The following is a 12,578-nucleotide window of genomic DNA, read 5'->3' as shown; positions in this document are numbered from 1 at the left end:
CTCAGCTCCCTCCGTCCGTGCCGTCCCCGCTGGTGCGGGGGACCCCACCAGTGTGCCGGGTGGGGTGCAGCCGGATCTGCACGTCCCCGCCCAGGGGGGTGAGATCGGCGATCGAGAAGGACAGCGCCGAGCCGATGCCGGGAATTCCCAGGTCCCCGACGAGGGAGGGGCCGGTCCCCAGCAGCTTCGGGGCGAGGTGGAGCAGGGCCTCGTCCACCAGCCCGTCCCGCAGGAAGGCGGCGGCCAGGGTGGGGCCGCCCTCGAGCAGCACCCGGCGGACGTCGCGGGCGAACAGCTCGGTCAGCAGCGCCGCCGGCGTCGCGGCATCGCTGACCAGCGTGGGCGCGGCGTCGTCGCGCACCCGGGCGGTCGCCGGCAGGCGGTGGCGCCGGTCCAGGACCACCCGCAGCGGCTGCCGGGCGGCGTCGCGGCCGTCGGCGTCGCGAACGGTGAGCTGGGGGTCGTCGGTGAGCGCGGTGCCGGAGCCGACGACGACGGCGTCGCACCCCGCGCGGATCCGGTGCACCTCGGCGCGCGCCTCGGGGCCGGTGACCCAGCGGCTGCTGCCGTCGGCCGCGGCGACCCTGCCGTCGAGCGTGGCGGCGACCTTCCAGATCACGTAGGGCCGCTGCTCGCGGACACCGGTCAGCCAGCCGGCCAGCGCGCCGCGCTCGGCGGCCTCCTGCTCGACGCCGACGACGACGTCGACCCCGGCGGCCCGGAGGCGCTCCGCTCCCCCACCGGCCAGCTCGGTCGGCTCGGGGACGGCGACGACGACGCGCGCGATCCCCGCGGCCAGCAGCGCGTCGGCGCACGGGCCGGTGCGTCCGGTGTGCGCGCACGGCTCGAGGGTGACGACGGCGGTGCCGCCGCGGGCCCGCTCGCCGGCCTGCGCCAGGGCGCGGACCTCGGCGTGCGGACCACCGGGCGGCTGGGTGGCCCCCTCCCCCACGACCGTCCCGTCGGCGGCGAGGACCACGGCCCCGACGGCCGGGTTCGGGCTGGTGGTGCCGAGCACCGACTCCCCGAGCTCCCGGGCCCGGGCCATGGCCTGCGCCTCGACGCTCACCCGCGCATCGCCGCGGCGGCCTGCGCGCGGAGCGCCGCGATCGCCGTGCCGGGGTCGTCGGCGCCATAGACCGCGGAGCCGGCGACGAACATGTCGACGCCGGCCTCGGCCGCCTGCTCGATGGTGTCGGCGTTGATGCCGCCGTCGATCTCGACGATCAGGGTCAGCTCGCCGCTGTCGACGCGCCGGCGGGCCTCCCGGACCTTGGGCAGCACGTCGGCGATGAAGGACTGGCCGCCGAAGCCGGGCTCCACGCTCATGACCAGCAGGGTGTCGAAGTCGCGGAGGAGCTCGAGGTGGTCCTCCAGCGGGGTGCCGGGCTTGATGGCCAGCCCGGCCAGGGCGCCGGCGGCCCGGATGTCACGGGCGACGGCGCGGGCGTCCCGGCAGGCCTCCACGTGCACGGTGACGTTGCGGGCGCCGGCCTCGGCGTACCCGGGGGCCCAGCGCTCGGGATCGGTGATCATCAGGTGGCAGTCCAGCGGTACCGGGCTCACCCGCTGGATCGCCTCGACGACGGGCAGGCCGAGGGTGAGGTTCGGGACGAAGTGCGCATCCATGACGTCGACGTGCAGCCAGTCGGCGTCGGCCACCCGGGCCACCTCGTCGGCCAGGCGCGCGAAGTCCGCGGACAGCAGGCTCGGAGCGATCATCGGTTCCCGGGACACGTCCGCGGAGTCTAGGTGGGGCCTCCCCGTGGTCCGGCCCACGTCCACCCCCAGCACCGAGACGCGAACGGGTGAACCGGTACTCCGCGGTCCACCGACGGGACCGCGCCCTCCTAGGCTGCGCGCGTGAACGATCCGGGCGCGTTCGCCTCCCCGGAGCTGATCGGGGACGACGCGACGGCCGAGATCCGGGACCAGGCCCGGCACGAGCTGCGCCACCTGGCTCTGACCGCGCCCCCGCTCGTCGTCGGCGTCGCGCTCCTGCGCCTGGAGCCGGCGCAGTGGTCCGCGGGGGGCTGGGGAACCGCGGGCGCCTTCAGCGCGATGCTGGCGCTGGTGGCCTGGGCGCTCCTCGGTACCGAGCGCGGCCGCCGGCCGCAGAGCCGGCGCCTGCTGGCCGAGTACGCGGTGCGGCGGCACGCCGACCCGGGACCGGGGCGTCGGCAGGCGGCCGACCGTCGTGCGGCGGACATGGCCCGGATGAGGATCCTCGGTCCGCTGTTCCTGCTCGTGCTGCTCGCCCCGCACCTGGCGCTCGCGGCCTGGGAGGACCTGGCCACGACCATCCCAGGCGCGGCGTGCGCGCTGGTCGCAGCGCTGCTGCTCCTCGCGGAGTCATGTCGCGAGGCGCGAGCCGGACGCCACTGGCTCGCCGACCCTCCCGGCCCGCCGCGCGACTGACAAGGCGCCGGAGGGTGCCGGGCCCCACGTGTCCGTTGTGGACGACCGGGTAGTGCCCGACCATGGCTTCCGACACCTCCGCCCCCACGCCCTACGACGGCTTCGACCGGATGCCGATCGCCGGCACCTGGCGAGCCGGTCGCGCGGGCAAGACGGCCACCGACACCAACCCCTACACCGGCGAGACGCTGACCGAGATCCCGCTCGCGAACTCCGACGACCTCGACGAGGCCTACGCGAAGGCCAAGGAGGCGCAGCGCGACTGGGCGGCCCGGCTGCCCAGCGACCGCGCCGACGTGATGCGCCGCGCCGCGCGGATCATGGAGGCGCGCAAGGACGAGGTCGTGCGCTGGCACATCGAGGAGAGCGGTGCCGCCGCCCCCGCCGCCGAGTTCGAGTACGCGATCACCCTGCGGGACTTCCACGAGGCGTCGTCCTATCCCTACCGCGTCGAGGGCCGGATCCTGCCCGCCGACATCGAGGGCAAGGAGAGCCGCGTCTACCGCCGTCCGGTGGGCGTGGTCGCCGTGATCAGCCCGTGGAACGTGCCGATGCACCTGTCCAACCGCTCGGTGGCCCCCGCGCTGGCCACGGGCAACGCCGTCGTCCTCAAGCCGGCCGGTGACACCCCGGTGACCGGCGGCCTGCTGCTGGCCAAGATCTACGAGGAGGCCGGGTTGCCCGAGGGGCTGCTCTCCGTCCTCATCGGGGCGGGTCGCGACATCGGCGACGCGATCGTCTCCCACCCGACGCCCCGGGTCGTCTCCTTCACCGGGTCGACCCCGGTCGGCAAGGGGATCGCGGAGAAGGCCGGGCTGAAGAAGCTCTCCCTGGAGCTCGGCGGGAACGGTCCGCTGGTCGTGCTGGACGACGCCGACCTCGGCTACGCGGTGGACGCGGCGATCTTCGGCAAGTTCTTCCACCAGGGTCAGGTCTGCATGATCACCAACCGGATCGTGGTGGACGACTCGGTGCACGACGCGTTCGTGGAGCGCTTCGTCGAGCGGGCCCGTGGGCTCAAGGCCGGCGACCCGCGCGAGGACGACACCGTGATCGGGCCGATCATCAACAGCAGCCAGCTCGAGGGCATCCAGGAGAAGATCGCCGAGGCTCGGAAGGACGGCGCCCGGCAGGTGCTCGGCGGGGACCCCTCCGGCCCGATCGGCTCGGTGCTCCCGCCGCACGTGCTGCTGGGCGACAACACCGTGGCCAGCGCCCGGCAGGAGATGTTCGGGCCGGTGGTGACCATCATCCGGGCCCGCGACGAGGCCGACGCCCTCGCCATCGCGAACGACACCGAGTACGGGCTGTCCAGCGCGGTGTTCACCGAGGACACGCTGCGCGGCGTCAACTTCGCGCTCCGGGTCGAGGCCGGGATGACCCACGTCAACGACTCGCCGCTCAACGACGAGAACAACACCGCGTTCGGCGGCGAGAAGGACTCGGGGCTCGGGCGCTTCGGCGGCGAGTGGGCGATCGAGGAGTTCACCACCGACCACTGGGTGAGCGTCCAGCACACCAAGCGCAAGTTCCCGTTCTGAGGGCTCTGCGGGCGTCGGCCGGGGTCCGCCGGACTCCGGCCGGCGCCTCGGTCGCGCGGCGCAGAACTGTCGTACCCCCTGCCTAGCCTGCGGGTATGTCGTCGGTGGCGGGGTTCGCGGTCGGGGTGACCGTGCTGCCGGTCGACCCGCTGCCCTCGCCGTGGGAGCTGGCCGATCCCGATCCGTTGCCGTGTGCCGAGCCGTTGAGCGCCTGGTTGCCGGCCCGCCGCAGCGCCGCCGAGGCCGCGGCGCTGTTGGGTCAGGTCGTGGCGGCCGAGGCGCAGCTGGCTGCACTCCGGGTGGAGCTGGTGATGGACCTGGCCGCCGCCCGCCCGGCGCCGGCCGATCCGCTGCCAGGCGGTGAGCGTCCTGGGCAGACCGGCCCGCCGGACGCCAGCGAGTTCGTGCCCGACGAGCTGGCGGCGGCGCAGAACTGCAGCCGGGCCGCCGCGGTCACCCTGCTCGAGCACGCCGAGGTCCTGACCACCGTGCTGCCGGCCACGTTCAGCGAGCTGCGGATGGGGCGGCTGGACTGGCCCCGTGCCCGGGCGATCGCCGCCGAGGTCGCCGCGGTGGGCCGGGAGACCGACCCAGCAGTGATCGCCGGGGCGGAGGCCGCGGTGCTGCCGGTCGCGAGCGAACTCGGGGTGGGCAGGCTGCGGGAGGCGGTGCGCGCCGAGCTGATCGCCCGCGACGCCGCCGCCGCCGACCGGCGGCGGGAGCACCGCCGCCGCGGAACCGACGTGACCGTGCGCCCGGTCGGGGACGGCATGAGCGAGTTCCGCGCCCTTCTGCCGCACCCCGAGGCCCGCGCCTGCCGGGACGCGGTCGACCGGCACGCCCAGGCGGCGAAGCGCGCCGGTGACCTCCGCCCGATCGGGATGCTGCGCGCCGGTGCCGTCGCCGACCTCCTGCTGCGCCCCTGGCAGGAGCAGCCGCCGGTCACCGCCCACCTGACCGTGATCGCACCGCTCACGGCCCTGGCCCCGCGGCCGGCCATCACCCCGCCCGGGATTCCCGCGCCGGTCGGCGAGGTCGACGGCGAGCCCATCACCGCCGCCCACCTGCGCGAACTGCTCACCCAGCTCGACGCCCTGTGCCCCGGCGGCGTGCAGGCACCGGCCGGCGGCACCCTGGACATCGCGATCACCGACGCCACCGGCGCCCTGCTCGCACTCACCGGCCGCCGAGAGCTGGAACGGCTGGCCGCCCGCGGCTGCCCCGACCACCCCGACGGAACCTGCGCCTGCCCGGTCCTGGGCCCGCCCGGCGCGGTCGACCGGTACCGCCCCACACCCGCCCAGCAGCGGTTCCTACGAACCCGGGACCGCACCTGCCGGCACCCCGGCTGCACCGTGCGCGCCGGCTGGGCCGACCTCGACCACGTCGTCCCGCACGCCGACGGCGGGGACACCTCCTGCGACAACCTGTGCTGCCTGTGCCGACGCCACCACCGGCTCAAGACCCACGCACCCGGCTGGACCCACACCCTCGACGCCGACGGCGTGCTCACCGTCACCACACCCTCCGGCGTCACCCGGATCAGCCGCCCACCCGGCTACCGCGTGCTCACCGGACCACCGCCGCCACCACCGCACCTGGCCGACGACCCGCCGCCCTTCTGAGCAGGCGTCAGCGGGTGCGGCGGAGCAGCGCCATGAACATGGCGTCGGTGCCGTGCCGGTGCGGCCAGAGCTGCCCGTGCTCACCACGGGCGATGTCCGGGACCTCCGGGAACAGCGGCGCCACGGGCAGCACCTCGACGTCGTCCCGCCGCGCCGCGACCTCCACCACGTCGGTGGTCTCGGCAGTGTGCGGTGAGCAGGTCACGTAGGCGACCACGCCACCCACCCGGACCGAGCGCAGGGCGCTGTCCAGCAACGCCGTCTGCAGCTCCGCCAGCGGCGCGACGTCCTCGGCCGTCCGCCGCCAGCGCACCTCCGGGCGGCGGCGCAGCGCGCCCAACCCGGTGCACGGCGCATCGAGCAGCACGCGGTCGAACGAGCCGGGCTGCCACGGCGGCTGCGTCCCGTCAGCTGCCAGCACCTCGACGTCCCGCTCGTCGCGCAGCGCCTGGCGGACGAGGTCCGCACGGTGCGGGGCGCGGTCGGCCGCGGTGAGCCGCACGCCGTCGGGCCGGGTGGCGGCCAGCAGTCCGGACTTGCCGCCGGGCCCGGCGCACATGTCCAGCCAGGCGGCGTCCGGTCCCTCCAGCGGGGCGCGGGTGAGCAGCAGGGCGGCGAGCTGGCTGCCCTCGTCCTGCACGGCGGCGCGGCCGGAGCGCACCGACGCCAGCCGGCCGGGGTCTCCCCCACCGAGCCGCACCGCATACGGCGACCATGGGCCTGGCTCGCCACCGGCCTCGGTCACCAGCTCCTCGCGGGTCATGCGCCGGGCGACCAGGTGCACCTCCGGCGCCTCGTCGTCGGCGAACAGCGCCGGCTCCAGCTCCTCGTCGCCGCCCAGCGCCTCCCGCCACGCCTCGACGATCCAGCGGGGGTGGTCGGTGGCCAGCCCCAGCCGCTCGTCACCGTCGGCCCCGAGGGCGGCCAGCCAGGCGTCCCGGTCACCGCCCGCGGCCACCTTGCGCAGCACGGCGTTGACCAGCCCGGCCGCCCCCGGCCCGACGATGGCGCGGGTCAGGTCCACGGTCGTGTCGACGGCGGCGTGCGCCGGCACCCGGAGGTCGACGATCTGGTACGCGCCGAGCCGCAGCAGATCCAGCACCCGCGGGTCGAGCTCGGCCAGCGGACGGGACACCAGCCCGGTGAGGATCGCGTCGAGGGTGCCCTGGGCCCGCAGCGCGCCGTAGGCCAGCTGCGTGGTGAACGCGGCGTCGCGGGCGTCCAGCCGGCGCTCGCGCAGCAGCTGCGGCAGCAGCAGGTTGGCGAACGCCTCCCGCGAGCTGACGGCGTCCAGGACGTCGTAGGCGGTCAGCCGCGGCCCGTCCAGCACCGGGCGACGGGTGCCCGGGTGCCGGCGGGGACCGCGCCGCGACGGCGGCCGGGTCACTCGCCCACCCGCTCGCCGGCCGCGGGCCGCGCGCCCCGGGCCCAGTCGGCGGCCGGCAGCATCCGCTTGCCGGCCGGCTGCACCTCGGAGAGCCGCACCGCTCCGTTGCCCGTGCCGACGACGACGGCACGGCCGTCGAGCAGCACCTCGCCGGGCGCCAGGTCGGGCCCGCCGGCCACGGGCTCCACGGGCGCGACGCGCATGCGCTCGCCGCGCCACGTCGTCCACGCGCCCGGGGCGGGCGTCACGCCGCGGACGCGCCGGTCCACCACGTGTGCGGGCAGCGCCCAGTCGACACGGGCGTCGGCGCTCTCCACCTTCGGGGCCAGGCTGACGCCGTCCGACGGCTGGGGCTGCGGCTCCAGGGCGCCGGCCTGGATGCCGTCCAGGGTGGCCACGAGCAGCTGCGCGCCGCCGACCGCCAGCCGGTCCAGCAGGTCCCCGGCCGTGTCGCGCCGCCCGATCGCCTCGGTGAGCGTCCCGAAGACCGGGCCGGTGTCCAGGCCGGCCTCGAGCAGGAAGGTCGAGGCACCGGTCACCTCGTCGCCGGCCATGATCGCGTGCTGCACCGGAGCCGCCCCGCGCCAGGCGGGCAGCAGCGAGAAGTGCAGGTTGACCCAGCCGTGCCGCGGCAGGTCCAGGGCCGCCTGCGGGACGAGCGCGCCGTAGGCCACCACCGGCGCGCAGTCGACGGCGAGGTCGGCCAGCTGCGCCAGGAACTCCGGCTCACGGGGCGAGCGCGGCTGCAGCACCGGGATCCCGGCCTCGTCCGCCCGCTCGGCCACCGGCGAGCGACTCACCTTCCGCCCCCGTCCGGAGCGGGCATCGGGCCGGGTCAGGACGGCGACGACGTCGTGGCCGGAGGCGATCAGCGCCTCCAGCGACGGGACGGCGGGCGCCGGAGTACCGGCGAACAGGAGCTTCAGTGCGGGCTCACCTTCACGACGGGGAGGTAGCTGGCGTGACCGGCCCACTCGGCGGCCTGCATCTCGGCGAGCGCGGCCGCGCGGTCGGCGTCGGCGAGCCGGTCGACGAACAGCACGCCGTCGAGGTGATCGGTCTCGTGCTGGATGGCGCGGGCGAGCAGCTCCGAGCCCTCGATGCGCACCGGCTCGCCGTGCATGTTCCAGCCGGTCGCGACCACGTGCAGGTGCCGCAGGCAGTCGTAGCGCAGGTCGGGGATCGACAGGCAGCCCTCGGGGCCGTCCTGCATCTCCTCCCCCACCGCGACGACGTCGGGGTTGACCAGGTGGCCGACCTCGCCGTCGACGAACCAGGTGAACACCCGCAGGCCGACGCCGATCTGCGGCGCCGCAAGACCCGCGCCTCCGGCCGCGTGCATGGTCTCGGTCAGGTCGGCGACGAGCTGCCGCAGCTCGCGGTCGAAGTCGACGACCGGGGCGGCGGGCCGGTGCAGCACCGGGTCGCCGAACAGGCGGATGGGGGTCACGCTCACCCGTCGATCGTAGGTGGGTGCGCCCGGAGGGCTGATCGCCGTCCGGGCGCACCCACCCCGGAGGTGTCACTCCGACAGCGTGACCGCCGACTTCGCGACCTCGAGGTGCTGTCCCTGGCCGTCGAGCACGGACGCGCCCTCGGCCTCGTCCACGCCGACCCCGGCGGCGAACCCGGGCTCGTGGGCGACGACCGTGCCCTCGAAGTCGACGGTGTCGCCCTCGGTCACCTGGTACGGGGACTCCCCCGCCTCGCCGGTGAGCTGCACCCACACCCGGTCGGTGTCGGAGGTACCGACCCAGAAGCCCTCGTCGGCGGGCACCGAGAGGACCTGCACCGCCGTGCCGGTGACCGACTGCCCGGTCACCCCGGCCAGGGCCGCCGCACCGTCGGGGCCGGCGGCGAGCTCCAGCACGGACTCGCCCTCCGCGGTCACCATCTGGCCGGCCGCGCTGCCGCCGGCGCCGGCGGTGCCGGACGGGCTCCCCGCGGAGGTGGACGGAGCGGCCGAGGAGGACGAGGACGGCGAGGAGGACGACGAACCCCCGGCGCCGCTCGTCTGCCCGGCCGGGTCGCTGCCGGAGTCGTCGTCCGAACCGCACTGGCTCAGCAGCAGCGCCGCCAGGAGCAGGACGGCGAGCAGCAAGGCGCCGAGGAGCAGACCCTTGCGACGCCCTCCGCCCTTGTTCCCACCGGAGACGGGGGTGGCGCCGACCGGGCGGGCCGGGTCGGGAGACGGGCGTGCAGCAGTCACTGAGGTGCTCCTCGGGTTCGTGGTGAGCGCGCACGGCCGCGACCGCCGCGGCGTCGCCGGGATCCGGTCGCACGCCGTCCGCGCGCGGCCCCCGATCGGGGGACGAGAGGCCACGTACCCGAGCCGGACGCGGGCACACTTACGTTGTAAACACCGCTCAGACGAGGTCGAGCGGATCCAGCTGGACGCGGACGTGCTCGGGGGCCTTCCGCGCACTGCGCACGCCCTGGACCTGGGCCAGCGCGTGCGCCAGCGCCCCGCCCTCGGCGCGCGGCACCCGGACCAGGTACCGCTCCCGCTCGCCCTCCTGCCCGGGTCGCGGCCGCTCCGGCACAGGGCCGAGCAGGTCGGCGTCGGCCGGCAGCCGGGCCGCGGCCAGGAACTCCGCGAGCGCGGCCGGCGACCCCGCCAGCGACGCCATCCGGGTCACCGGCGGGAAGCCGAGCTCCCGCCGGTCGGCCAGCTCCCGCTCGGCCAGCCACGCCGGGTCCCAGCGGACCAGCGCCTGCACCACCGGGTGCGCGGCGTCCGCGGCGACGACGACCGACCCCCCGGCCGACGCCGGGCGGACCAGGGACGCGGCGTTGGTCCACCGGCGCAGCGTCTCCTCACCCGCCCGCAGGTCGGCCCGGCCCAGGAGCGCCCAGGAGTCCAGCAGCAGCGCGGCGCCGTAGCCGCCCCCGGCCACCGGCTCGGCCCCCGGCGTGGCCACCACGAGCGCCGGCCCGCCCGGCACCGATGCGAGCACCCCGGACGTGCTGCCCGACGTCCGGACGCTGGTGCCCGGGAAGGCGCGGGCCAGCTCCTCGGCCGTACGGGACTCCCCGATCACCGCGGCGCGCAGCTTGGTGGCGTGGCAGTGCGGGCAGTCGAAGGTGGCGGCAGGGCGGGCGCACCAGCGGCAGGCCGGGATCCGGCTGCCCCCCGGACCGGGACGCGGCGAGATGCCCAGCGGCCCGGCGCAGTGCGCGCACCGCGCGGGCGCCCGGCAGCGGGCGCACGACAGCGACGGGACGTACCCCCGCCGCGGCACCTGCACCAGGACCGGCGCTCCGGCGGCCAGCGCCTTGCGGGCCACCTCGTAGGCCAGCGAGGGCAGCCGGGCGGTGCGGGCGGCCGGATCGCGGGCCAGCTCGAAGTCGTCACCGAGCGCCTGCACCCGGGGCGCCGCGGACCGCAGCACCGCACGGTCGGCGACGAGCTCGTGCGCCCACCCCGACTCGACCAGCAGCGCGGCCTCGGCGGTGCGCGAGGTTCCGGCGACCACTGCGGCGCAGGAGTCCAGCCAGGCCCGCTGCACCAGCACGTCGCGCGCGTGCGGATAGGGCGCGTGGTCGTCGGAGTGCAGGTCGTCGCCGTCGTCCCAGACGACCACCAGGCCCAGGTCGCGGACGGGGGCGAACATGGCCGCCCGGGTGCCCATCACCACCTGTGCGGCGCCCCGGGAGGCGGCCAGGAACCGGCGGTAGCGCCTCTCCGGCGAGTCGTCGGCCCTCAGCACGGTGAACGAGTCGGCCGGCAGCAGCCGCTCCGCCGCGGCCGTGAGCCGGTCGAGGTCCTTGCCGTCGGGCACGACCACCAGGGCCCCGCGGCGGCCGGACAGCGCGGCCCGGCACAGCTCCACCAGCCGGGTGGGCCAGTCCTCCCCCGGCAGCGCCGTCCAGACCGCCCGCGCGGGCCGCCCCTCGGCCAGCGCCGTCAGCAGCGCCGGCCCGGCCTGGTAGCGGGCGAATCCGGCCGGGTCCGGCGGCTCGGGCAGCTCCTCGGGGGTGGGCGAGGGCCGCTTCTCCGCCGCCGACCGGCGCGGCGGCAGGGCGAGCCGGAGGACGTCGCTCGCCGTGCCGGCGTACCGGTCGGCGACGGCGCGGACCAGCCGGGCCACCTGCGGGGTGAGCACCGGCTCCCCCGACGGCACGTGCGAGAGCGGCTGCAGGGCACCGGCGAAGTCGGTGCTGTCCGCGAGCTCCCAGACGACGCCGTCGCGCAGCCGGCCGTGGAAGCGCACCCGCACCCGGCAGCCGGCCCGGACGACGTCGGCGAACTTCTCCGGCACCGCGTAGTCGAACGGCCGGTCCAGGTGGGCCAGCGGGACGTCCACGACGACCCGGGCCACCTGCACCGGACCAGTCTCCGCGCTCATACCGACAGTCCCGCCCCGTCCGGGGCGGGCGCGGTGCTAGGCGACAGCCGAGCGCAGCGCCTCGACGCGGTCGAGGCGCTCCCAGGGCAGGTCCAGGTCCGACCGGCCGAAGTGCCCGTAGGCCGCCGTGGGCGCGTAGATCGGCCGGAGCAGGTCCAGGTCGCGGACGATGGCGCCGGGGCGGAGGTCGAACACCGAGGTGATCGCCTTCTCCAGCACCTCGTCGGCCACCGTGCCGGTGCCGAAGGTCTCCACGAACAGGCCGACCGGGTGGGCGGCACCGATCGCGTAGGCGACCTGGACCTCGCAGCGGCGGGCCAGCCCGGCGGCGACGACGTTCTTGGCCACCCAGCGCATCGCGTAGGCGCCGGAGCGGTCGACCTTCGACGGGTCCTTGCCGGAGAAGGCGCCGCCACCGTGGCGGGCCATGCCGCCGTAGGTGTCGACGATGATCTTCCGGCCGGTGAGCCCGGCGTCGCCCATCGGGCCGCCGATGACGAACTTGCCGGTCGGGTTCACCAGCAGCCGGTGGCCGGTCGTGGGCAGGCCGAGGGCGGCCAGCTCCGGCTCGACGACCAGTTCCTCGATGTCGGGGGTCAGCAGCGTCTCGATCGAGATGTCCTCGGCGTGCTGCGAGGAGACCACCACGGTGTCGACGGCGACCGGCCGGTCGTCCTCGTAGACGACGGTGACCTGCGTCTTGCCGTCGGGGCGCAGGTAGGGCACCGACCCGTCCTTGCGCACGGCCGACAGCCGTCGCGACAGCCGGTGGGCCAGCGCGATCGGCAGCGGCATCAGCTCGGGGGTCTCGTCCGTGGCGTAGCCGAACATCAGGCCCTGGTCGCCGGCGCCCTGGCGCTCGATGGCGTCGTCGGCACTGCCGCCGGTGCGCGCCTCGTAGCCGGTGTCGACGCCCTGCGCGATGTCGGGCGACTGCGCGCCGATGGAGACGCTCACGCCGCAGGAGGCACCGTCGAAGCCCTTGCGGGAGGAGTCGTAGCCGATCCGCAGCACGGTGTCCCGCACGATCGCGGGGATGTCGACGTAGCCGGCGGTGGTGACCTCACCGGCGATGTGCACCTGCCCGGTGGTGATCAGGGTCTCCACCGCGACCCGGCTGCGCGGGTCCTGCGTGAGCATCGCGTCCAGGATCGAGTCGCTGATCTGGTCGGCGATCTTGTCCGGGTGGCCCTCGGTCACCGACTCGGACGTGAAGAGGCGGCGTGGCACTCGATGACTCCCTGGGGCGGTGGGTGGG

General features: G+C 76.1%; 11 protein-coding genes. 3 read left to right on the top strand and 8 right to left on the bottom strand.

The window, feature by feature from the left end:
• Window position 1: 1 nt before the first annotated feature.
• Window positions 2-1,069 (bottom strand): bifunctional diaminohydroxyphosphoribosylaminopyrimidine deaminase/5-amino-6-(5-phosphoribosylamino)uracil reductase RibD, encoded by a 1,068-nt coding sequence (gene ribD, locus GCU60_RS11235; RefSeq protein WP_345770537.1) that lies wholly within the window; start codon window positions 1,067-1,069, stop codon window positions 2-4.
• Window positions 1,066-1,737: a ribulose-phosphate 3-epimerase gene (gene rpe, locus GCU60_RS11230; RefSeq protein WP_345770536.1), complete on the bottom strand. Its 672-nt coding sequence runs from the start codon at window positions 1,735-1,737 to the stop codon at window positions 1,066-1,068. The genes ribD and rpe overlap by 4 nt, the downstream gene beginning before the upstream one ends.
• 126 nt (window positions 1,738-1,863) lie before the next feature.
• Between rpe and GCU60_RS11225 the strand changes: the two genes are divergently transcribed.
• The 3 genes from GCU60_RS11225 (at window position 1,864) to GCU60_RS11215 (ending at window position 5,584) form a co-directional block, all read left to right on the top strand.
• Entirely contained in the window at window positions 1,864-2,418 is a 555-nt protein-coding gene (locus GCU60_RS11225; protein WP_163205194.1) for a hypothetical protein, read from the top strand.
• Between the two features lie 62 nt (window positions 2,419-2,480).
• Entirely contained in the window at window positions 2,481-3,959 is a 1,479-nt protein-coding gene (locus tag GCU60_RS11220) for an aldehyde dehydrogenase family protein (RefSeq protein WP_163205192.1), read from the top strand.
• 95 nt (window positions 3,960-4,054) lie between these two features.
• On the top strand, window positions 4,055-5,584 hold the full coding sequence (locus tag GCU60_RS11215) for an HNH endonuclease signature motif containing protein (RefSeq protein WP_163205190.1): 1,530 nt from the start codon (window positions 4,055-4,057) through the stop codon (window positions 5,582-5,584).
• A 7-nt stretch (window positions 5,585-5,591) separates the two neighbouring features.
• Here GCU60_RS11215 and GCU60_RS11210 read toward each other — a convergent pair whose 3' ends face one another.
• The 6 genes from GCU60_RS11210 to metK form a co-directional block, all read right to left on the bottom strand.
• Window positions 5,592-6,971: a transcription antitermination factor NusB gene (locus GCU60_RS11210; RefSeq protein WP_163205188.1), complete on the bottom strand. Its 1,380-nt coding sequence runs from the start codon at window positions 6,969-6,971 to the stop codon at window positions 5,592-5,594.
• The gene (fmt, locus tag GCU60_RS11205) at window positions 6,968-7,945 is read right to left on the bottom strand and encodes a methionyl-tRNA formyltransferase (protein WP_345770535.1); all 978 of its coding nucleotides are present in this window, start codon (window positions 7,943-7,945) and stop codon (window positions 6,968-6,970) included. Before fmt ends, GCU60_RS11210 begins: the two co-directional genes overlap by 4 nt.
• Window positions 7,894-8,427, bottom strand: a complete 534-nt coding sequence (def, locus tag GCU60_RS11200; RefSeq protein ID WP_163205186.1) for a peptide deformylase — start codon at window positions 8,425-8,427, stop codon at window positions 7,894-7,896. The genes fmt and def overlap by 52 nt, the downstream gene beginning before the upstream one ends.
• 66 nt (window positions 8,428-8,493) lie before the next feature.
• Window positions 8,494-9,180, bottom strand: coding sequence for a hypothetical protein (locus GCU60_RS11195; RefSeq protein ID WP_163205184.1), 687 nt, complete (start codon window positions 9,178-9,180; stop codon window positions 8,494-8,496).
• A 157-nt stretch (window positions 9,181-9,337) separates the two neighbouring features.
• Window positions 9,338-11,320, bottom strand: a complete 1,983-nt coding sequence (locus tag GCU60_RS11190; protein WP_204261845.1) for a primosomal protein N' — start codon at window positions 11,318-11,320, stop codon at window positions 9,338-9,340.
• Between the two features lie 36 nt (window positions 11,321-11,356).
• Window positions 11,357-12,550, bottom strand: a complete 1,194-nt coding sequence (gene metK, locus GCU60_RS11185; protein ID WP_163205182.1) for a methionine adenosyltransferase — start codon at window positions 12,548-12,550, stop codon at window positions 11,357-11,359.
• Between the last annotated feature and the right edge of the window lie 28 nt (window positions 12,551-12,578).

The sequence above is a fragment of the Blastococcus saxobsidens genome, assembly GCF_010682065.1.
In the GTDB taxonomy this organism is placed as follows: domain Bacteria; phylum Actinomycetota; class Actinomycetes; order Mycobacteriales; family Geodermatophilaceae; genus Blastococcus; species Blastococcus saxobsidens_B.
The sequence above is the reverse complement of the archived record's forward strand: the minus strand, read 5'-3'. Positions and strand labels throughout refer to the sequence as shown.